This window comes from Herbiconiux sp. SALV-R1 (assembly GCF_013113715.1).
GTDB lineage: Bacteria > Actinomycetota > Actinomycetes > Actinomycetales > Microbacteriaceae > Herbiconiux.
Genome location: NZ_CP053344.1, coordinates 2,589,469 through 2,606,908 on the forward strand (window position 1 = coordinate 2,589,469; position 17,440 = coordinate 2,606,908).

Annotated in this window: 32 protein-coding genes and 1 tRNA gene; 6 read left to right on the forward strand and 27 right to left on the reverse strand. The window is 67.7% G+C overall.

The genetic code is table 11. The features are described 5' to 3' along the window. Genes HL652_RS12470 through HL652_RS12530 form a run of 13 tightly spaced genes read right to left on the reverse strand, consistent with a single transcriptional unit; the run spans position 1 to position 6,731 of the window. Positions 1 to 297, reverse strand: a complete 297-nt coding sequence (locus tag HL652_RS12470) for a DUF4326 domain-containing protein (protein ID WP_216603889.1) — start codon at positions 295 to 297, stop codon at positions 1 to 3. Next, positions 294 to 530, reverse strand: a complete 237-nt coding sequence (locus tag HL652_RS12475) for a hypothetical protein (RefSeq protein ID WP_171705620.1) — start codon at positions 528 to 530, stop codon at positions 294 to 296. The genes HL652_RS12470 and HL652_RS12475 overlap by 4 nt, the downstream gene beginning before the upstream one ends. Next, positions 527 to 934, reverse strand: coding sequence for a hypothetical protein (locus tag HL652_RS12480; protein WP_171705621.1), 408 nt, complete (start codon positions 932 to 934; stop codon positions 527 to 529). The genes HL652_RS12475 and HL652_RS12480 overlap by 4 nt, the downstream gene beginning before the upstream one ends. After that, positions 931 to 1,374, reverse strand: a complete 444-nt coding sequence (locus HL652_RS12485; protein ID WP_171705622.1) for a hypothetical protein — start codon at positions 1,372 to 1,374, stop codon at positions 931 to 933. The genes HL652_RS12480 and HL652_RS12485 overlap by 4 nt, the downstream gene beginning before the upstream one ends. Positions 1,375 to 1,384: 10 nt before the next feature. Beyond that, positions 1,385 to 2,479 (reverse strand): hypothetical protein, encoded by a 1,095-nt coding sequence (locus HL652_RS12490; protein WP_171705623.1) that lies wholly within the window; start codon positions 2,477 to 2,479, stop codon positions 1,385 to 1,387. Continuing rightward, entirely contained in the window at positions 2,476 to 2,838 is a 363-nt protein-coding gene (locus HL652_RS12495; protein ID WP_171705624.1) for a hypothetical protein, read from the reverse strand. The genes HL652_RS12490 and HL652_RS12495 overlap by 4 nt, the downstream gene beginning before the upstream one ends. Then, positions 2,835 to 4,199, reverse strand: coding sequence for a replicative DNA helicase (locus HL652_RS12500; RefSeq protein WP_171705625.1), 1,365 nt, complete (start codon positions 4,197 to 4,199; stop codon positions 2,835 to 2,837). Before HL652_RS12500 ends, HL652_RS12495 begins: the two co-directional genes overlap by 4 nt. Beyond that, a complete protein-coding gene (locus HL652_RS12505; RefSeq protein ID WP_171705626.1) occupies positions 4,196 to 4,582 on the reverse strand; it encodes a hypothetical protein in 387 nt (128 codons plus the stop codon). The genes HL652_RS12500 and HL652_RS12505 overlap by 4 nt, the downstream gene beginning before the upstream one ends. After that, a complete protein-coding gene (locus HL652_RS12510) occupies positions 4,579 to 5,307 on the reverse strand; it encodes a hypothetical protein (RefSeq protein ID WP_171705627.1) in 729 nt (242 codons plus the stop codon). Before HL652_RS12510 ends, HL652_RS12505 begins: the two co-directional genes overlap by 4 nt. Further along, positions 5,304 to 5,447 (reverse strand): hypothetical protein, encoded by a 144-nt coding sequence (locus HL652_RS12515; RefSeq protein ID WP_171705628.1) that lies wholly within the window; start codon positions 5,445 to 5,447, stop codon positions 5,304 to 5,306. Before HL652_RS12515 ends, HL652_RS12510 begins: the two co-directional genes overlap by 4 nt. Then, on the reverse strand, positions 5,444 to 5,872 hold the full coding sequence (locus HL652_RS12520) for a hypothetical protein (protein ID WP_171703401.1): 429 nt from the start codon (positions 5,870 to 5,872) through the stop codon (positions 5,444 to 5,446). The genes HL652_RS12515 and HL652_RS12520 overlap by 4 nt, the downstream gene beginning before the upstream one ends. Then, complete coding sequence (locus tag HL652_RS12525; RefSeq protein WP_171705629.1) at positions 5,872 to 6,225, reverse strand: hypothetical protein; 354 nt, start codon at positions 6,223 to 6,225, stop codon at positions 5,872 to 5,874. The genes HL652_RS12520 and HL652_RS12525 overlap by 1 nt, the downstream gene beginning before the upstream one ends. Then, on the reverse strand, positions 6,222 to 6,731 hold the full coding sequence (locus HL652_RS12530; protein ID WP_171705630.1) for a hypothetical protein: 510 nt from the start codon (positions 6,729 to 6,731) through the stop codon (positions 6,222 to 6,224). The genes HL652_RS12525 and HL652_RS12530 overlap by 4 nt, the downstream gene beginning before the upstream one ends. Before the next feature lie 27 nt (positions 6,732 to 6,758). On the opposite strand from HL652_RS12530, the gene HL652_RS12535 reads away from it, so the two are divergent. Continuing rightward, positions 6,759 to 7,307 (forward strand): hypothetical protein, encoded by a 549-nt coding sequence (locus HL652_RS12535; protein ID WP_171705631.1) that lies wholly within the window; start codon positions 6,759 to 6,761, stop codon positions 7,305 to 7,307. Position 7,308: 1 nt separating this feature from the next. On the opposite strand, the gene HL652_RS12540 is transcribed toward HL652_RS12535, so the two are convergent. The 11 genes from HL652_RS12540 to HL652_RS12590 all read right to left on the reverse strand — a co-directional run bounded on the left by HL652_RS12540 (position 7,309) and on the right by HL652_RS12590 (position 13,080). Beyond that, complete coding sequence (locus HL652_RS12540; RefSeq protein WP_171705632.1) at positions 7,309 to 7,938, reverse strand: hypothetical protein; 630 nt, start codon at positions 7,936 to 7,938, stop codon at positions 7,309 to 7,311. Next, positions 7,935 to 8,333 (reverse strand): hypothetical protein, encoded by a 399-nt coding sequence (locus tag HL652_RS12545; protein ID WP_171705633.1) that lies wholly within the window; start codon positions 8,331 to 8,333, stop codon positions 7,935 to 7,937. The genes HL652_RS12540 and HL652_RS12545 overlap by 4 nt, the downstream gene beginning before the upstream one ends. Next, positions 8,333 to 8,815, reverse strand: a complete 483-nt coding sequence (locus HL652_RS12550; RefSeq protein WP_171705634.1) for a hypothetical protein — start codon at positions 8,813 to 8,815, stop codon at positions 8,333 to 8,335. The genes HL652_RS12545 and HL652_RS12550 overlap by 1 nt, the downstream gene beginning before the upstream one ends. Positions 8,816 to 8,826: 11 nt before the next feature. Then, on the reverse strand, positions 8,827 to 9,858 hold the full coding sequence (bet, locus tag HL652_RS12555; RefSeq protein ID WP_171705635.1) for a phage recombination protein Bet: 1,032 nt from the start codon (positions 9,856 to 9,858) through the stop codon (positions 8,827 to 8,829). Further along, positions 9,855 to 10,970 (reverse strand): YqaJ viral recombinase family protein, encoded by a 1,116-nt coding sequence (locus HL652_RS21965; protein ID WP_171705636.1) that lies wholly within the window; start codon positions 10,968 to 10,970, stop codon positions 9,855 to 9,857. Before HL652_RS21965 ends, bet begins: the two co-directional genes overlap by 4 nt. Further along, positions 10,967 to 11,266 carry a hypothetical protein gene (locus tag HL652_RS12565; protein WP_171705637.1) on the reverse strand — a complete coding sequence of 100 codons (300 nt, stop codon included), beginning with the start codon at positions 11,264 to 11,266 and terminating at the stop codon, positions 10,967 to 10,969. The genes HL652_RS21965 and HL652_RS12565 overlap by 4 nt, the downstream gene beginning before the upstream one ends. Continuing rightward, positions 11,263 to 11,811, reverse strand: a complete 549-nt coding sequence (locus HL652_RS12570; RefSeq protein WP_171705638.1) for a crossover junction endodeoxyribonuclease RuvC — start codon at positions 11,809 to 11,811, stop codon at positions 11,263 to 11,265. The genes HL652_RS12565 and HL652_RS12570 overlap by 4 nt, the downstream gene beginning before the upstream one ends. Next, positions 11,808 to 11,972, reverse strand: coding sequence for a hypothetical protein (locus HL652_RS12575; protein ID WP_171705639.1), 165 nt, complete (start codon positions 11,970 to 11,972; stop codon positions 11,808 to 11,810). The genes HL652_RS12570 and HL652_RS12575 overlap by 4 nt, the downstream gene beginning before the upstream one ends. A 231-nt stretch (positions 11,973 to 12,203) precedes the next feature. Continuing rightward, positions 12,204 to 12,446, reverse strand: coding sequence for a hypothetical protein (locus tag HL652_RS12580; RefSeq protein ID WP_171705640.1), 243 nt, complete (start codon positions 12,444 to 12,446; stop codon positions 12,204 to 12,206). 128 nt (positions 12,447 to 12,574) lie between these two features. After that, positions 12,575 to 12,769 (reverse strand): helix-turn-helix domain-containing protein, encoded by a 195-nt coding sequence (locus HL652_RS12585; protein ID WP_171705641.1) that lies wholly within the window; start codon positions 12,767 to 12,769, stop codon positions 12,575 to 12,577. Next, complete coding sequence (locus HL652_RS12590) at positions 12,766 to 13,080, reverse strand: hypothetical protein (RefSeq protein ID WP_171705642.1); 315 nt, start codon at positions 13,078 to 13,080, stop codon at positions 12,766 to 12,768. Before HL652_RS12590 ends, HL652_RS12585 begins: the two co-directional genes overlap by 4 nt. Before the next feature lie 97 nt (positions 13,081 to 13,177). Between HL652_RS12590 and HL652_RS12595 the strand changes: the two genes are divergently transcribed. From HL652_RS12595 to HL652_RS12605, 3 genes are read left to right on the forward strand one after another with little or no spacing between them, the layout of a single operon-like run. After that, positions 13,178 to 13,546 carry a hypothetical protein gene (locus HL652_RS12595; RefSeq protein ID WP_171705643.1) on the forward strand — a complete coding sequence of 123 codons (369 nt, stop codon included), beginning with the start codon at positions 13,178 to 13,180 and terminating at the stop codon, positions 13,544 to 13,546. Further along, entirely contained in the window at positions 13,543 to 14,004 is a 462-nt protein-coding gene (locus HL652_RS12600) for an ImmA/IrrE family metallo-endopeptidase (protein WP_171705644.1), read from the forward strand. The genes HL652_RS12595 and HL652_RS12600 overlap by 4 nt, the downstream gene beginning before the upstream one ends. Positions 14,005 to 14,035: 31 nt before the next feature. After that, positions 14,036 to 15,121, forward strand: a complete 1,086-nt coding sequence (locus tag HL652_RS12605) for a tyrosine-type recombinase/integrase (protein ID WP_171705645.1) — start codon at positions 14,036 to 14,038, stop codon at positions 15,119 to 15,121. Between the two features lie 78 nt (positions 15,122 to 15,199). Here HL652_RS12605 and HL652_RS12610 read toward each other — a convergent pair. Both HL652_RS12610 and HL652_RS12615 read right to left on the reverse strand, forming a co-directional pair. Beyond that, positions 15,200 to 15,275, reverse strand: a tRNA-Lys gene (locus tag HL652_RS12610). Between the two features lie 58 nt (positions 15,276 to 15,333). Beyond that, positions 15,334 to 15,870: a septum formation family protein gene (locus HL652_RS12615; protein ID WP_171705646.1), complete on the reverse strand. Its 537-nt coding sequence runs from the start codon at positions 15,868 to 15,870 to the stop codon at positions 15,334 to 15,336. 97 nt (positions 15,871 to 15,967) lie between these two features. Here HL652_RS12615 and bcp point away from each other — a divergent pair, with 97 nt between their 5' ends. Beyond that, positions 15,968 to 16,450, forward strand: coding sequence for a thioredoxin-dependent thiol peroxidase (gene bcp, locus HL652_RS12620; RefSeq protein ID WP_171705647.1), 483 nt, complete (start codon positions 15,968 to 15,970; stop codon positions 16,448 to 16,450). Between the two features lie 89 nt (positions 16,451 to 16,539). On the opposite strand, the gene HL652_RS12625 is transcribed toward bcp, so the two are convergent. Next, positions 16,540 to 16,941, reverse strand: coding sequence for a hypothetical protein (locus tag HL652_RS12625; protein WP_253743238.1), 402 nt, complete (start codon positions 16,939 to 16,941; stop codon positions 16,540 to 16,542). A gap of 236 nt (positions 16,942 to 17,177) precedes the next feature. Here HL652_RS12625 and HL652_RS12630 point away from each other — a divergent pair, with 236 nt between their 5' ends. Further along, positions 17,178 to 17,426: a WhiB family transcriptional regulator gene (locus HL652_RS12630; protein ID WP_077055322.1), complete on the forward strand. Its 249-nt coding sequence runs from the start codon at positions 17,178 to 17,180 to the stop codon at positions 17,424 to 17,426. The last annotated feature ends 14 nt before the right edge of the window (positions 17,427 to 17,440 follow it).

Below are 17,440 nucleotides of genomic sequence, written 5' to 3' on the forward strand. Positions count from 1 at the left end.
TCAACTGTTCGCGATCTCGAGGAGCACGTCGGCGTGGCGGGGCTGGTCGAGCGGGCACCAGCAGGCGAGGTCGCGGCCTGCGAGGTCCGTCCGGACCTGCTCGCGGAAGCCCCCGAACGACCGACCGGGCCGCATGACCATCTCGCGGAACTGGTCGACGGCGTTCGCGCGGTTGAAGGCGTTCACGCCGACACGGAACGGGTTGCCCCACTTCGTGTTCCGGTCGACTCGCACGGCATCGGGGTTGTCGGCTCGCCACGGATGCTGCCTGCTCATCTGAATGCGCTTGGCCATCATATGGTCTCCTCTCGGCGCCGGAAGGTGATGTCCTCGTGGTAGTCGATGTGCACGTCGGCCAGGTGCGACCGGGCGAGGCGGTGCGCGGACGACTCGCTGAGGTGGTTTCGGCTGGTGACGCCGTGCTCGGCGCAGACCGACTGGAAGCCTTGGTAAGGGGTGCCGGCGTGCTCGTCGTCCATGACCTCGGTCCAGACCAGCTGCTCGCGGTCTCCCGCGTGACGGCCGCTCATCGTCCTGCGCCTCCGCGGTACGCCGCCGCGTATGCGAGCAAGCCCTCGCGGACCTCTCCCTCGGTGATCGACTGGTTCTCGCCCAGCTTCTCGGCAACGTCTTCGAGGGCTTTCGCTGCTACTTCGGCGTCGTGCGAGGCCAGTTCAACCTCCCACTCTTCGCGGGTTCGGATGACCTGCACCTTGAGCGTGGCAACCTCCGCGGTGAGGCGTTCACGTGCTTCCTGGTGGCTGACCGCTGCGTGGAATGCGATCGACCATCCTTCCGCGTTACGTTCGGCCTCTGCCTCGGCCGCGCGCAGACGCTCAGCGGCCTCCGTCAGCAGATCCGCGACCCCGTAGCGGAGTCCCGCATCGTCGAATGCGCGGGCCCGATCCTCGAGCCGGGATGCGAAGTCGTTCATCGTGCCGCTCGATTGCTGGCCGAGATCTCGAGCTGCTTGCCACGGAACAGCTCGTACACGGTGCCCTCGTCGGACGCGATCATGTAGGGGAACATGACCTCGTCGAGGCGGGCGAGCTGCGCGTCGATCAGTGCGGACTGCGCCTCGAGCCAGTCCTTCGCGATGCGCCACGCGACCTTCGCGGCCTGCTCCGTCGTGCACTTCGACCGGGGCACCTTGGTGTCGCGCTTCATGGCCTCGAGCACGCCGGCGGTGCGGACGGGGAGCTCGAAGTCGCGGGGCCCGTAGTCGGTGTTCATGGTGAAGCCGAGCCCGGATGCGACGCCGTGCTCGTCGAAGAGGGTTGAGATGCGTGTGACGCCTCGGCGGGCAAGCGCTCCCTGAATCTCGCCCATCGTCTTCGTGACGGAGATGTCGGTGGTGTAGTTCATGATCGGCATGGCGGCCTCCTCAGGCTGCTCGTTGGTCGTGGCATTCGCACGCGCAGTTGAAGGACGCGCACTGCTGGTGGCGGCCCCGGTCGCAGGAGAGCGACCGCACCGGGGTCGTTTCGGCCCAGTCGACGTAGTCGTCGTGCTCGGCGGCGGGGATGGTCTCGCCGCAGTGGTCGCAGGAGACCTCGGTGCCGGCCGCGTAGAACTTTGGGGACACCTCCCGCTCCCCACACGTCGGGCACTCCCTCTTCGCGCCCTGACGGGGCTTCCGTGGCGCCTGTGGGTAGCGGGAGCGGAACGAGCCGATGATCTGGGCGATGTCGTCGCACCACGCCTTCACCGTCAGCGGGGGCAGGGCGGTGACGATCGTGAGTCCGTGGTGCTCGTACCAGCGCACGAGGTCGTCCATGAGGGTGAACGCGGATGCCTGGTCGCGCGCCCACGACGGCAGCCGGGCCGCATCCGTCGAGGCCTTCAGGAACGCGATCGCCGTGGCCGGCGGGCGGGCGCTGGTGTGGCGTGCGAACGACACGATCCAGTTGACGACCTGCGCGTAGAGGTCGTCGGCGTCATCGACGGGGTCGGGGCGCAGCGGGATGGGTGCTTCGCGGGTGCCGGAGACGCGAGGGCCGCGGGCGGACCCCATGGACGGGACGACCTGGGCGCGGATGTGCGCGAGCAGCTGCGGCGCCTGGTGGAGGTCGTTCCTGGCCCGTCCGAAGCACGGCCCGCAGAGGTGGCCGTAGCGGGCTTCGATGGGGGTGATGTCGCTCCACTCGGCGCCGTCGACGAGGTCGGTCTGCGTGCCGACGAGGCCGAAGGGGTGGGCGGCGCAAAGGAGGATGCAGTCGCCGTCGTGGTGGGCACCGAGGCTGCACCCGTGCACGCCGGAGAGCTCGCAGACGCGGGAGGCCCTGCGGGCGATCTCAGCGTCGATTTCAGCGTCGGACAGGCCAGCGGCCGTTCCGGCGTTCTGGGGCCGTCCACGGGTCGCCCAGCCCGCGAGGATAGCGGCTGAGTCCTCGTCGATGCCCTGCGCGATGTACTGCTGGAACAGGTCGGCCTCGGTGCGGAAGCGGCGCATCGCCTGGTTGATGGTCTCCGCGGTCACGCGTGTGCCTCCTCGTCCGCCTGGAATCGGAAGCCGTGACCTTCTGCGCCGCACGACCGCTCCGGGTACGTGCCGTCGCCGAACTGGAAGGCGCCACCACGACTGGGTGCATCGCACCACGCGCACGGCAGGGCGCGCTCTGCTCGGTCCGCTGCTGTGAGGCCATCGAGACGCGTCCTGAGCTCGAGGTCCGTGACGGCCCGGTTCGCGTCTGCTGCCGCCACCGTGATCAGCGCTGCAAGCTGCTGCGCCTGCTCGACCGCCATGTCGGCGACGTGCACCGCCACGGTGACGCGGCCGTCGTCGTTCCAGTCGACCTCTGCGATCGACACTTCCTGCTGCTCGGTGATCTGCATCACTGCTGTCTCCTGATCTCGTTCTCGTCCAATAGCGCTGTGGGGCTCCATTTGCGGTCGACGATGCGGGCGTACTCGCCCTCCCACCGCAGGGTCACCTGTTTCTCTTCGCCCTGCCGGTTCTTCGCCGCGACCACCGTCAGGTCGCGGGCGTGCTCCTCGATGCCGCGCTCGAGCAGCAGCACCACGTCGGCGTCCTGCTCAATTCCGCCCGACTCGCGCAGGTCAGCGAGCGTCGGCAGGGCCCGCTGCTTGCCCTTCTGCGGCGCCGGTCGCTTCAGCTGCGCCGCCACGATCACGGGCACGTTCAGCTCCTTCGCGAGCAGCTTCAACCCGCGGGACACCCCGTCGACCTCGAGGCGGCGGTCCTGGCCCTCGCCCTTCACGAGCTGCAGATAGTCGACACAGATCGCGACCAGCTTCCCGGTGCGCGCCACTGCCCGGGCGGACGCGCGGATGTCGGCGACGGTGACGCTGCCGCGCGCGTCGATCCACACTGGGGCGCCGTGGAGGCGTGAGCGGGCGCCGGCCATGCGCTCCCACTCCTGGCGGCCGAGGATGTGGTCGCGGATCATGAGCTGGTTGACCTCGCCATAGTTCGCGAGGAGACGCTTCTGTAGCTCCTTCTTGCCCATCTCGATCGACGAGAACGCCACCACCCCGGTGTGGGCGAGCTTCATCGCCGACTGCACCACCGCGAGGGTCTTGCCGGCGCCGGGGCGGGCGGCGATGACGTAGAACCCGCCGGGTGCCCAGCCGCCGATGATGCGGTCGATCGACGCCCACGGGGTCGGCAGGTAGTCGGGCTTCTCCGCGAGCTCCTCGAGGGTGGTGTCGACGCCCTCCCAGATCATCTCGAGGTGCTTCTTCCGGCCGGTCTGGATGAGCTCGACCTCGCGGCGGGCGGCCTCGACGACCTCGGTCACGTCGGTGTCGCCGGAGCGGGCGGCCTGCATGATGCGGGTGGCGCCCTCAATCGCTCGGCGGCGCACGGCGTGGTTGTGGACGATGCGGGCGTAGAAGCCCGCGTTCGACGCGGTCGACGGATAGGACTCCAACTCGAACACCGTGGCGGGGCCGCCGGCCTGCTGCATGAGGCCGTGCTTCGTGAGGTCGTCGTTCACCGCGATCGGGCCCGTCGGCTCACCAGCGGAGGCGAGGCGGAGGATGGACTCGGCGATGACCTCGTGCTTCGGGACGTGAAGGTCGGTGATCGTCATCTCGTCGAGCACGTCGTCGACGACGCTTCCGTCGCGAAGCATGGCGCCGACGACGTACCGTTCGGCGCTGACGTCGTGCGGGAGCTCGAACGCGCCGGTGTCGTCTGCAGGCGCGTCGGCGTCGGAGTGGAAGTAGTCGGTCACGAGGCTGCCTCCACAGCGTTCAGGTCGAAGTGCTCGGCCACCCAGGCAGGGTTGTGCCCGTACCGACGCCAGTCGGCCTCAGAGACACCGGCCGCGGCGAGCTGACGACGCATGTCCTCGGCGACCACCTCGCCGGTGATGTCGGGGAGCACAGGCTCCATCTCGCGCACGGCGAGCTCCACGACGCGCGCCGGGGTGATCGGGTCAGACGACCCCCGGTAGTGCTGCTTCAGCGCGGTGAGCGCCGCGACGAGGGCGACGTCGTCGAGGACGTCGGCCCAGGCGGTCGCCATGTCGGCCTGCTCCATCGGGTCGACCCGCTTCATGCGCGGGTCGAGAAGCGCAGCCCTGGTGAGGAACACGTTCACCTCGGCGGCGTTCACGCGGACACCGCCAGGTGCTCGCCCGCCGCGCGCTCTCGCAGGATGCGGTCGACCTCACGGCCGTGATCCACCGTCGACGGCTTCACACCCGGTCGGCGCTCCTGATCCTCCTGGTCCTTCAGCAGCCAGTTCTGCCAGGTACGCTCCCAGTCGAGCTTGGTCGCGTCCTTCCCGGTCTTCGCCCGCCAGTAGTTCACGAACCGCAGCGTCGCCCGGTCGACGTTCACGAGCGGCGTGTGCTCCGCAGCCCACTCCCTCATGCTCGAGGTCACGATGAACGGGTCAGCGATGCGGGTGCCGCGCTTGGGCGGCACAACACGTTCTTCTACGTCACTATGTCCTATAAGAGGAGTGGCGTCCGATGACAGCTCACCAGGTGAGCTCTCTGACAGCTCATAGCTGTGACCCGTCAGAGAGCTCAAATCGGAGAGGTCAGATTGAGCCCTCATGATCACTCGGTACTCGTTCTCCGTCCGCTTCGACTCCCGCGTCACCTGCAGGAAGCCCTGCGCCACGAGGTCGCCCGTCACCCTCTTGAACGTCGATACCGACATCCGAGCCTTCTTCGCCAGCGCCTCCTGCGTGCGCTTCGCACCCTTCGCGTAGACCACGTGACCGTCGTCATCCGCGATGTCCGCGAGAGCGAGCAACAGCATCGCTGCGTTACCCCGAAGGTGCTGCGTCGCGGGGTCATGCCATGCCCAGTTCGAGATCTTCGTGCTCATCGCTCCACCTCCTCTTCATCGAACTCACCGCGCTTGATGCGCGAGATCAAACCGTCGTAGACCGCACCGATCAGGGCGTTCTCCGTTACCGCCTTCCGGCCCAGCCACGCGAGCAGAGCCGCTTTGTCGACACCCATCACGCCGCCGCCTTCCTGATGCCCAGCGCCACCATCCGCAGCACCGCCGTCTCCTCCGGCACAGGGATGCGATCGAAGCCCTCGAGCCAGTACCACTGCGGCTGCCCAAACTCGTTCCGTCCCAGCACCGGCACCGACTCGGGCCCGTACTCGGTCGCGTTCGTCGACACCGACCACCCGCACTCATCGCTCAGCCGCGGATGCCCCGTCACCCACCCGTGGCATCCCGTCGTCCCCGAACCGCACAGGCTGAGCAGGTTCTCCGGGAAGTTCACCGACACCTCACGACCACGACCGCCACGACCACGAGCACGCCGGTGCTGCATGTTCGCGCCGAGCCCGACCGTGCGCCCGCACCGCTGACACAGGTAGCCGTCACGCCCGAGCACACCTGTGCGGGTCTTCTGCGACACCTCCTGTCGCGCCATCAGAACAGCGCCCCGTCCTCGGTGGCGAGCTCGAGCACGCACCAGTTGTTGTCGGTGGACGAGTAGTGGTCGCGGTCGTTCTCGCTGCCGGGCACACACGTGATGTAGTGCTCGGTGTGGGCGGGCAGGGGCTTCCCGCTGAGCGGGTGCATCCCGTCTTTACCGACTTGGCGGCACGGCCCGTCGATGCCGTCGCGGTAGATCCTGACGACCCGCATCTGCGTGCGGTCGCCGTAGAACCGGCCGTGCTCGATCCGCTCCTCGAGCGTCGACGCCCATTCCGGATCGGTCGGCGAGTACATCTGCTGCCACACGAGGTCGCCGGCCTCAATGGCCCCGTCTAGCGCACTCATGCTGCGACCTCGAACTCGAACCGAGCACACACCCAGCACTCCCTCGGAGGCTGCAGCACGTTCCCCACGTAGGTCCTCATCTCCGTGAAACCGGTGCCCTTGCACAGCCAGCACTCGTGGCGCCCGTGCGACTCGTCCCATGCCCGCCGCAGCATCCCGTAGGTCACGATCGGCGACACCCACCCGCAGGAGCAGTACCCGCGGTAGACGAGATCACCGACGCACAGGCACTCCTGACCGGCATGGTGGTCGCACCGCAGGTCCGCGCGGAACTCGACCATCACGTGCCCGTCCTCGCCCAGCACGGGCCCCTGGTTGGCGCTCAGCCACAGGTGGGGCTTCCCGACAGCGATCCCGAAATTCCCGTGCGCGCGGCGCTGCTCCGTCTCGATCTCGACGAGAACATCCGGGTCGAGCGGTTCGCAGTGGTAGCGGAGCTCAGGGCCGTCGTACGGCGCCCGGGTGAGCTCGTCGAAGTCGAACGCCGCCTGCGTCATGGTGCTCATGTCGCCGCCGCCGATAGAGTGCACAGCGTGGACTGCGACGTGTACATGCTTTCCTGCCAACTCTCTGAGCTGGTGAGGGTCGCTTCAGAGGGCCCTTCGTTGTTCGAGTGGGCGCAACTCATCTCATCAGTGGCGGTGGGCGTTGCGACGCTAATTGTGGCCATCGTCGCGCTTCGGATCTCGATGAGAGCCAACCAACTCGCGCTGACATTGCAAGAACAGGCAGACCACGCAAATCGCCGAGCAGTTGCGCGCGCGCTGCGCCGAGCAGTTCGCAACCGTCTGTACTCATTCCTGGAATCGAGCGGTAGGACTGTCTGGCTCGAAGGCATCGAGGAAACGAAGGGAGTCTCCGAAGCGCTCCGGGGCACTGCAGACGGTGTAACCGACGAGATATGCGATTGGATCGATCGCGAGTTCGTTTCGCTAGACCGGAGTATTGGAGTACTCGAGGCGGAAAGGATCACCGAACAGCTTTCGGAAATCCTTGACACGTGGGTCAGGGAGCCGGTCAGGACGTCGCAGAAGATCAGATCCGTCAAAGCGTCCGTCTGGGCGCCGGACACGTACGAGTAGGTCATGCTGCCACCACCCCTGCGGGCACCCTGATGGTGATGACCAGGCCACCGTTCGGCAGCTGCACCACCGACGTCTCCACACCCGTCACCTCAGCGATCGCCGCAACCGCGGGCGCGAACTCCACCGACACCGGGGTGCGATCGAACTGCGACCCGGCGGCCTCACGCTCCTGCCGCTTCACCGCGGCGCGCTCCTTCGCATAGGCCAGGCGCGCCTGCCGGCACGACTTCCCACCCTCGAGGAACGACGGGCACTCGTTGTCCCTCCGGCACCCCCGCTGGTACATCGCGGGCGACGGGTGCACGGCTTCCGTCTTCGCAGCACGGCGCCGCAGCACCCGCTCAGGCCGAGCTTCGGGCAGGGGTTCGACGCTGTCGTAGAAGGTCATCGTGGGCACGGTCGCGACACGCTCGTTCACCACCCCGGAGGTCGAGATCAGCGGCGGCGGGGTCTCGCCCGCGTCGACCGCCTTCCGGTAGGCGTAGTCACCCTGGTAGCGCAGGAACGCGTCACGGCAGATCGTCTCGCCCTCAAACGCGTTCGGGCACGCGCCCGAGCGGCAGCCGCGGTCGTAGCCCTCCTTCGTTCCGTGAGGGCAACCGTCCTCGTACAGGTCTGCGCTGCTCATGCTGCCGACCCCATCGCGACTTCGAGTGCGGCTTCGGCGATCGCCAGTTCCGCTTCGAGGCGGGCAGCGAGATCGCGGGCCCGGTCACGCTCGCCCAGCGCGACGCCGAGCTTTCGCCAGTACTTCGCCGCCGTGTGATCCGCCCCGGCCAGCACCTCGCGCAGCTCGTCGCGCTCGGTGAGCAGAGCGGCCGTCTCCACCTCGGCCCACGTCGGCGCCGCGGCAGCCTCCGCGGGCGTGACCAGCAGGTCGCCGCGCAGCTGCGTCATCGTGCGGTCTTCCCACCGCACCGTCACGCGACCGTCCTCGGTCTGATTACCGACGATCTTCCCGGCCAGCGAGTACTTCCCCGCGACCTGCAGCACGACGTCGTCGCCGTAGTTCCATGCGCTCATCACGCGCCTCCGTCCATTCCCTGCGCGTGCGCCCCACTGGCCGCTCGCGCGTCTGCTCTGTCAGTCCTGGCGTCGTCCTGCGCCGACTGGATGGTGCTGAGGAAGTTCCGCATCGCCCGCTCCCGCTGCTCAGCCAGCAGGTAGACCAGGTGCAGCTCGTTCGCCTCGTCCTCAGCCCGCGCCAGCTGCTCCGCCTCCGCGCGCGACATCTTCTCCTCGCCGCCGCGCAGCTGCACGGTGCGGCGGTCGACGTTGTGCTCGTACGCGGTCTTCGCCTTCGCGAACTGCTCGCCGGCCGCGCGGAGCTCCCACGCGAACACCCACCGCATCGCCGTCAACCGCTTCCCCGGCGTCGCGTACGGGCCGAGGTCGTGGAGGGCCTGCACCAGGCCCGCATGAAGCGGGTCGGTCAGGTCGGGGTTCAGCAGCCCGATGGTGCGGAGCACTCCACGAATCGCCGGGTGGATGTCCTGCTCGGTCACGATCGCCTCCTCTAGAACGGTTCTTCGTCAGCAGCCGACGCGTCCGTGGCCTGCTCGGCACCCGGGATCGGGGCGGTCGTCCACTCCTGTACCGGGCCCGCGTCCTGCTCGGCTGCCGCGGGCTGCTCGTCGACGACGACCGCCTCGACGGGTGCCGCCTCCATGGCCCGCTTCACCGCGCCGATCAGCTGACCCGACGACACTGTCGCGGGCGGCTGCTCCAGCCCCCACGCGGCAACCAGCGCTGCGAGCGAGTCGGCGTGCTGCGGGTCGAGCGGAAGCCCGACCTCCGCCGCCGCCTCGATCTCCGCGTACACCGCGCGCAGCTCGCCGACGTCACCAGCGACAGCGATCGCAGCTGCCCAGTCCTTCGACGCCACGCGCTGCTCCGGCGGTGCCACCTGCGCCCACTCGGGCTCGGCAGGCTTCGCGGCGGGCGGGCTGTCGGCCTGCGCCATCTCCTCCGACGAGTACAGGCCGGAGAGATCCTGCGGGAACGCCTTCCGCAGCGCGAGCATCTCGGCGCACTTCGCGAGCATCAGCGGGCCCATCTTCGACCACATGTCGGAGACGCTGCCGTCGTACTTCGTCTGCACGTAGGCGTCCCAGAGGGCGACCGCATACAGGGCGTCACGGAAGCCGCGACGGTAGACGCCCACACGGGCGGCCTTCGGCGGGTCGTTGCTCAGCCACACCTGCGTCCACGTGATGCCGTCGCCCGTGAACTCGGGCGTCGTCTGCCCCTCGTACTGCCCGGAGCGCTCAGCGACGAGGCGGGCGCCGTCGATGCTGATCTGGATCTGCCACTTCAGCTGCCCGCGCGACTTCCGCGCGATCGAGTAGATCTGCCGCGCAATCGGATCCAGGCCCGTGCGCACGCAGTGCTGCAGGAACGCAGCCACGACGGGGCGCTCGGCGAGGGTCTTCTTGCCCGACTGCGAGTCGGTGTGCACGAGCCCCGCGGCCTCGACGAGAGCGACCTCTTCGGGGCTCCACTGGCTGTGGTCGCTGCTCGTGGGCAGCGTCGCGAGTGCGGTGCTCATGCCGCCTCTCCCTTCATCTTCGTGACCGTCAGGCGGGCCGGCTTCGACTTGCCCGGCACGGTGGTCTGGAACTTCTTCTCGTGCTCGAGTGCCTGATCGCGCAGGCCGTCGAGGGTCAGCTCGGCGCGGAGGATCGAGTCGTACAGGAACGGGTCGGCCTCCTTCGCTGCCGCTTTGTCGACCTGCGTCACCGTCGTCTCCTCCGCGGGTGACCAGGTGAGCTTGTAGCCGCCGTGCTCCTGCGAGTACGCCTCCGCGACACCCGCCTGCACGAACAGCTGCTCGGCTGCGCGGTGCGACTCCTCCTTCAGTGCCTTCGCCCGCTGCTCGTCCGACAGGGCTGCCTTCTCCACGGCCGCCAGGCGCACCAGGTCGGCGACCTGCTCGTCGGTGAACGTGGGGGTGATCTGCTCGCCCACCTCGGCGAGGCGCTTGTCGAGCCGCTCGAGCGCCCGATCCGCGGCGGCGATCATCTTCGGCAGGTGCGCCGCGATCGTCGGATCGGTGAGGTCGATCCACACCGACTCCCGGCGGATCACGCGGGGCCCGTACTCGTCCCAGACCTCGGGACGATCCAGCGGCCGTGACGCCCACCGTGACCAGTCGTCGTCGTGCTGCTCGAACGTGTACAGCACCCGGCGGGCGCCGACGCAGTAGCCCTGCCAGATCATCTGGAAGAGGTAGCCGGCCTGTTCGAACTTCGGCGACCCGACGGACATGTCGTGCTTCGACGTCTTGATCTCGCCGAGCACGATGTCGCCGTCGAAGTCGACTCCGACCTGATCCGGGGTCGCCGCGTGGCGCGGGTTCTGCTCGGCCGCGATGAGCTCACCGCAGAGCTGCAGCCCGTACCGCTCGGTCGCAGCGGCGATCGCGGGCTCGCGGTGCTTGCCCCACTCGGTGTACTGGTTGCCGGAGAACGATGACCCCTCGACCTTCTCGCGGACCACCTTCGCCTTGTCCTGCGCGGACCCCTTGTAGAGCACCTTCGCCTCGGTCGCCGTGACGACGTTCAGGCGGGCGTGGAGCCACGCCTCACGGTTCGAGTCGTTACCGAGCGAGCGGGCGTAGACCGCGGCGATCTCGGGCGCGAGCGTGATCGTGGCCGTCACTCGTCGTCACCGCCCTCGAAGTCGAGGTCGAGCTCTTCGGCGCCGGTGCGCGTCTTGTACGCCGCATCACGCAACTCGATGGCGGATGCCTCGTCGTCGCCGAGGACCGGCTCGATGTGCTTCGCCTTCAGCACCGGGTAGCGCTCCCCGGTCTCGACGTCCTCCGTGATCTTCTTCACCACGTAGGTGGTGATCACCGTCACCGTCTGGTGCGGGTTAGCGAGGATGCGGTCCTCGATGTCGGCGAGCCCGTTGTGCTCGTCCTTCGGCTTCGCGGGCTGAATCTGAACGGTCATGCTCTTCTCTCTTCTCGTTGGGGCCACGCCACCGCGGCCATTGCTTCCTGCTGGGTCTTGCTGAGGGCTCCGTCGATCGGCTGCCCCAGCCACCTCGACCCGGCGGCGGCCAGCGCCACCGCGTCCGCGACGTTGTCGTCTGGGATACGCACGCCGGGGAACCGCTCACGCATCACCGTGCGGACGGTCTTCTTGTCGGCGTTGCCGTCGCCGGTCGCATACTTCGCGCGCTGCTTCGGCCACACCCGCACCACCTGGCAGTCCCGGCGGCGCATCTGCGTGATGATGTGCGCGAGGAGACCCGCGCGCTCGATGACGTCGCCGGCCGTGCGCTCGCCCTTCGGGACGTACATGCCCTCGATCACAACCAGCGACCCGCGCGGCGTGAATTTCACGACGCAGCCGAGGATGTAGAGCGTCAGGTCATCGACGGCGTCGACACCGACGACGGGCTCTGTCTTCACGAGCGACGTCGACACCGTGCCCTTTTCGACGAGCGCCAGACCGGTGCGGCGCAGGGACGGGTCGATGCCCACGCTGATCACTTCTTCTCCTCCCGCCGTGGCGTCGACTGCGCGAGGAGCGCACCGATGAGGCACATGACGAGGCCGAGGAACACAACCGCGCCGTTCGACGCGACCGTCAGCGACAACGCGACGGCACCGACACCGGAGAGCACCATGAGCACCCCAAGCAGGACGCGCATCAGGACCGCCCCCTCATCGCCGCCACGAGCCGTGACGTGAGACGAGCACCGCCGAGACGACGCCACCACGGCGACCGCTCGAACGTCCGCCGCCGGATCACCGGGCCACCAGCTTTCGGGTGTCACGCCGACGCGGCTGCGCAGCACAAGACTGCGCCCGCTGCGCCGCGAGCTTCCTAGCCTCGGCATCCTGGTACGCGCGGAGCGCTTCGAGGATCGCCTTGTCGGAGTTCATGCGGGCACCACCGCTGCGATCACACGCTGACGCACCCGCTCGAGGCCATCCGGCGTGTACGCGACATCGGCGAACACGGCCACCAGCTGCGGGAACGCGGTCGCGAGCTTGTCGCGGTTCGACGGGTCCGCCACGGCGATGGCCCTGATGAGCCGGTACATGAAGTCACCGGGCTGCTTGCCGAGCCCCTGGTCACCGAAGTGCCAGAGGATCGCACGGTCGATCTCGACCTGATCCATTGCTCTCTTCTCTCTTCTGAGGGGGAAGCCGCGCCCACCGCGGGGTTACCGTGCGACTCCTGTTCGCTTCCGGGTGGTCCCGGTCTGACGGTTCCCGCGTGGGGGGGTGGACGCGGCGGTCTGTGGGGTTAGGCGGACTGCTTCACGTCGACCTGCTGCGAACGCATGTACGTGTCGACCTCGCTCTCCGCGTATCGGACCAGCCGCCCGATCCGCGAGAAGGGAAGGTTCAGACCCTTCATGCGCCAGTCCCGGAGCGTCCCGACCGGGATGCCGGTCTGCTCCGAGCACTGCTGCTCGGTCAGCCATCGCGTCGCGCTCATGCGGACACCGCCCGCTCTCGGTCACGCTGACCTGTGAGGAGTTGGACCTTCGAGACACCGAGCCACTCGGCCACGACCTCCACCTCGTCGAGACCGAATTCGACCTCGCCGGAGTAGCGCCGCTGCGTGGCACGAACACCTCGCTCGATGACACGAGCCAGCTCGGCGACGGGCTTCGCCTGCCATGCCATCTCGGCCCGGATCTCGGCTGCGATCCTCTGCGCCAGTGCAATTTCGGGGTTCATGGAGACGAGTATGCGTTTATAAACACGCAGTGTCAAGCGCAGACGCAGGATGAATTCTGCGCGCACATAAACGTGCTTATATAGACGCAACGCGCCTATATGTGTTAACCTCGCGGGCATGCCTAGAGGAACCGAACCTGCTCCACGCGCCTACGCCAAACTCGTGGCGAAGGAGCTCGTGGCCATCGCTGCAGTGCGTGGTCATGAATCCGGTAGGGCCATCGCGAAGATGCTTGGACTGAGCGAGGCTTACGTCCGAGCGAGGGTCGCCCCAAACCCCAGCGCATCGTTCACCGTCACGGACGTCGAGCGGTTCTGCAAGATCGCTGGGGTCAGCCCCACGGCGTTCCTCGGCGACCCTTCTGGGACGCGCCGAACTGTGGTCGCCGAAGCCCGAATGGCACCCGTGACCCCCATCGGTGTCAGTGGCTCGAAGAAGACTGTGGACCTACACACGACGCCTCTGGACGCAACGAAGATCGCCGCAGCCGAAACCACGAAGGCACCAGCGGCCGACAAGGACTCGCTATGACACTCACATTCGAAACGGAAGAAGACTACGAAGGCACGACCGCCTACATGTTCGGCCGCGACAGCTACTACGACGGCCCTTGCGCCCGACGCTACGACCCCTACGTGCACGCTGAGGATCTCGGTCTGCCGATCATCTATCGCGAACTCCCACGCGATGACATCGACGCATGCTACTCCGAAGAGCACCACGCGATCTTCGTGCGGCCGAACCTTCACGGCATCGTCGAACGGTGCGCAATCGCCCATGAGATCGTCCACTTCGAGCACGGCGACGTAGGTGACGATCGCAAGCAAGAAGACCGCGCGGACCGCATCTCGGCCAGGCGACTCGTCCGGCCCCGCGATGTCTACGATTCGCTCGAGTTCACCAACGACATGGAGCGGGTCGCGTTGGAAATCGAGGTGACCGAGAAGGTGATGGCGATCTTCATCCGCGAGTTCGCCAACCGTGCCTAGACCGCCACTCCCCCTCGAGACGTGGGGGAAAGTGACTCGCAGCACCATCGATGGGCGCCCTGTCGCGGTCGCCTACTATCGTGACAGCACCGGCCGGCGCCGCAAGATGCAGCGGTTTGGCAAGACACCCGCGAACGCCGAGACAGTCCTGCTGGCGGCGCTCCGAGCGAAGCTTGCCGAGGGCGAGGCCGACGGCCTCCTCTCCCCCACCTCCACCGTCGAGGAACTCGCCAGCGCCTGGCTCGCCGAACGGAAGCTGAAGGGCGCGCCCGCGGGCACCATCACGACGTACCGCAACTCCATCACCGGGCAGATCGTGCCCGCGATCGGCTCTCTGCGGCTGCGTGAGGCGACGACACCGCGACTCGACCGATTCATCCGCGACCGCATGGATCGCGTCTCCACGGCGCGCACAGCGCGCACAGTGCTGGTACAGATGTTCTCGCTAGCGGTGCGGCACGGAGCGGTGCCGAAGAACTACGCGGCCGACGTCATCTCCGTGTCGGCGAAGAAGCGCGTCGTGAAGGTCATGAGCGAGAACGACATCCGTGCCATGCGCGCGCTGTTCCGAGAGTACGACCGCACCCACGTCTCGGAGCTCTACGAGCTCGCCCAGATGCTCACGGCGACGGGCGCCCGGATCGGCGAGACGCTCGCGCTGCGCTGGGAAGACGACGTCGACCTCGCCCAGGGCGTCGTCTACGTCAGCGGCACGCTCATCGACGACGGGAAGCTCATCCGACAGGGGCACCCGAAGAGCGACCTCGGCAACCGCGGCCTGCAGCTGCCGCCGACCGTGCTGGCGATGCTCACGCAGCGTCGCGTGAACGCCGAGTACCCAATGGTGTTCCCATCGGCGACGGGCACCTACCGCTGGCCGGCCAACACGCGCCGGCAGTGGCGCCAGGCGCTCGTAGACACCCCGTACGAGGGCAAGACGCCGAAGGATTACCGGAAGGCTGTCGCGACTCACCTGGCGCGGAAGGTGGGCACGAAGGCCGCCGCCGAGCAGCTCGGGCACTCGGAGGAGATCACGAAAGAGTTCTACGTCGAGCGTCAGGCCGAGGTCGCAGATTTCGCGGGAGTCATCGAGACGTTGTTTCAAAGTAGCGAGTAAGTAGCGGATCCGGCGCTCGCGCTGACTTCCGGGCGCAACAAAAAACCGCCCAGATCGTTGAGATCTAGGCGGTTTTCGTGGTGCACCCCCAGGGACTTGAACCCTGAACCCACTGATTAAGAGTCAGTTGCTCTGCCGATTGAGCTAGAGGTGCGAGGCCCGAGCGGGCCAGTCGTCAACATTAGCATGCTCGGGCGGGGTGCGCGAACCGGTCAGGATGCGACGCCCGCGAGGGTGCCGGAGACCTTGTTCGAGGGGTCGTAGACGAGGCAGAGCACCTCGTGGTCTCCGCCCTTCGTCCAGGAGTCGGCGGTGGGGGTGAGGTGGTTGAAGTCGTAGGCGGACTGCTCGTAGGGGATGCCGATGAACGTCGCGAAGGAGGCCCCGCATCCGTTCGTGGCTGCCTCGTCGACGGCCTCGTCGCCCGGGTAGTCGTCGCCCGGGATGTCGAAGGCCTCGTACACCTCGTAGTCGTGGGCGGCGGCGCAGTCGACCTGCTGCACGTCTTGCACCGACTGGGACTCGCCGTCGTTGAAGCAGTCGCCCACCGAGAGCAGGAAGACGTCGGTGGTCTCGGAACCGGCCGGTGCGGAGTCTGAGGTGGCGGGAGCGGCGGGACCCTCGTCGCCCCCGCCTCCGCTCGACGGGGCGGGGAGCGAGATGCAGCCGGCGAGAGTGACGAGGGTGAGGGCGGCGAGGCCGGTGAGGGCGGCCGTGCGAAGCGTGCTGTGCAGGGAATGGAGGGTCATGGGGGTAGGTTCTCAGGCATCGGTCGGGGTGAGTTCTGAGCAATTCCTACTCAGCGGAGAGCGCACGGTGACCTCACGGCCCTGGGATACTGGAGGCATGACCGACACGACTGCGCGCATCCAGGCCGGCGACACCGCCCCCGAGTTCACCCTCGTCGACGAGGACGGCGTCTCGCGATCGCTCGCCGACTACCGCGGCCAGCGGGTCATCCTGTACTTCTACCCCGAGGCCGGCACCCCCGGCTGCACGACCGAGGCCTGCGACTTCCGCGACAACCTCAACTCGCTGAAGAGCGCCGGCTACACGGTGCTCGGCGTGTCACGCGACAAGCCGGCGAAGCTGCGCGGCTTCGTCGACGAGCAGAACCTCAACTTCACCCTGCTCTCCGACCCCGACTCCGCCGTGCACGAGCTCTACAGCGCGTGGGGCGAGAAGTCGCTCTACGGCAAGACGGTGGTGGGCGTCATCCGCTCGACCTTCGTCATCGACGAACAGGGCGTCGTGACGCTAGCGCTCTACAACGTGAAGGCCACCGGCCACGTGGCGTCGCTGCGCAAGAAGCTGGGCGTCGACGCCTGAAGCTTCGGCGCTGGGCCTGATGCCGGGGCCCGACGCCTGGGGCCTGATGCGGCGGGCCTGACGCCGGGGGCATGCCTGACCGCCCCCGCTCAGAGCCGCCGTGTCGCCGCCACGACCGTCGGCGAGAACAGCAGCACCAGGCTGAGCACCGCGGGCACGAGTAGGTACCAGCCGACCTCGGGCGACGCCACCAGCCCCTGGAAGCAGCCGATCGCGATGACGATCTGGAGCAGCTGCCAGACCAGGGTCGCCGCCCTCGTCCAGGGCTGGGCGCGCAGCGTGTGCACGGCGACGAAGGCGAGGAAGATCGCGGCGATCGCCGCTAGCACGAGGATGGCCATGGCCGTCTCGTAGGAGGCCGGGCGCTCGGTGAGCAGCTCGACGACGAGCCACAGCACGACCCCCGCCATCACCAGCGCCTCGGCGCCGACGATGACCGCCAGGAGCACCAGCAGCACGGGGCGACGCGCCGGTCGACGGCCTGATGACACCGAAGATTCACTCGATGTCGAGGGGTCGTTCATCTCGTCGCTCACGCCCGTACTCCAGAGAAAAGCCTTGATTTTGCAAATACCAGTATGCGACCATATTCGAGGTCAATGTTGCTCACAGTGACGTGAGCGGGTGTAGCCTCCTCTGGCTGCAGCGTCCACCGTGCCATTGACCTTCTCACCCGAATCACCTGGTCATTCGACCGATGCACCCTGGCAATAAGGAGCACCCGCTTATGGATTGGCGCGACAAAGCCGCCTGCCTGACTGCAGACCCCGAACTGTTCTTCCCCGTCGGGAACACCGGGCCCGCCGTCGACCAGATCGACAAGGCCAAAGCCGTCTGCGCCCGCTGCTCCGTCACCGAGGTCTGCCTCCAGTACGCCCTCGAGACCGGTCAGGACTCCGGAGTCTGGGGTGGCCTCAGCGAAGACGAGCGCCGCGCTTTGAAGCGTCGCGCCGCGAGGGCACGCCGCGCCTCCTGATCGTGCAGGCGCTA

Bases quoted from the DNA above. Each gene is read 5' to 3' on its own strand.
- HL652_RS12470 (WP_216603889.1), bottom strand. From the start codon at position 297: ATGATGGCCAAGCGCATTCAGATGAGCAGGCAGCATCCGTGGCGAGCC.
- HL652_RS12475 (WP_171705620.1), bottom strand. From the start codon at position 530: ATGAGCGGCCGTCACGCGGGAGACCGCGAGCAGCTGGTCTGGACCGAG.
- HL652_RS12480 (WP_171705621.1), bottom strand. From the start codon at position 934: ATGAACGACTTCGCATCCCGGCTCGAGGATCGGGCCCGCGCATTCGAC.
- HL652_RS12485 (WP_171705622.1), bottom strand. From the start codon at position 1,374: ATGCCGATCATGAACTACACCACCGACATCTCCGTCACGAAGACGATG.
- HL652_RS12510 (WP_171705627.1), bottom strand. From the start codon at position 5,307: ATGAGCACGAAGATCTCGAACTGGGCATGGCATGACCCCGCGACGCAG.
- HL652_RS12520 (WP_171703401.1), bottom strand. From the start codon at position 5,872: ATGGCGCGACAGGAGGTGTCGCAGAAGACCCGCACAGGTGTGCTCGGG.
- HL652_RS12525 (WP_171705629.1), bottom strand. From the start codon at position 6,225: ATGAGTGCGCTAGACGGGGCCATTGAGGCCGGCGACCTCGTGTGGCAG.
- HL652_RS12530 (WP_171705630.1), bottom strand. From the start codon at position 6,731: ATGAGCACCATGACGCAGGCGGCGTTCGACTTCGACGAGCTCACCCGG.
- HL652_RS12540 (WP_171705632.1), bottom strand. From the start codon at position 7,938: ATGAGCAGCGCAGACCTGTACGAGGACGGTTGCCCTCACGGAACGAAG.
- HL652_RS12545 (WP_171705633.1), bottom strand. From the start codon at position 8,333: ATGAGCGCATGGAACTACGGCGACGACGTCGTGCTGCAGGTCGCGGGG.
- bet (WP_171705635.1), bottom strand. From the start codon at position 9,858: ATGAGCACCGCACTCGCGACGCTGCCCACGAGCAGCGACCACAGCCAG.
- HL652_RS12565 (WP_171705637.1), bottom strand. From the start codon at position 11,266: ATGACCGTTCAGATTCAGCCCGCGAAGCCGAAGGACGAGCACAACGGG.
- HL652_RS12575 (WP_171705639.1), bottom strand. From the start codon at position 11,972: ATGCGCGTCCTGCTTGGGGTGCTCATGGTGCTCTCCGGTGTCGGTGCC.
- HL652_RS12580 (WP_171705640.1), bottom strand. From the start codon at position 12,446: ATGGATCAGGTCGAGATCGACCGTGCGATCCTCTGGCACTTCGGTGAC.
- HL652_RS12585 (WP_171705641.1), bottom strand. From the start codon at position 12,769: ATGAGCGCGACGCGATGGCTGACCGAGCAGCAGTGCTCGGAGCAGACC.
- HL652_RS12600 (WP_171705644.1), top strand. From the start codon at position 13,543: ATGACACTCACATTCGAAACGGAAGAAGACTACGAAGGCACGACCGCC.
- HL652_RS12615 (WP_171705646.1), bottom strand. From the start codon at position 15,870: ATGACCCTCCATTCCCTGCACAGCACGCTTCGCACGGCCGCCCTCACC.
- bcp (WP_171705647.1), top strand. From the start codon at position 15,968: ATGACCGACACGACTGCGCGCATCCAGGCCGGCGACACCGCCCCCGAG.
- HL652_RS12630 (WP_077055322.1), top strand. From the start codon at position 17,178: ATGGATTGGCGCGACAAAGCCGCCTGCCTGACTGCAGACCCCGAACTG.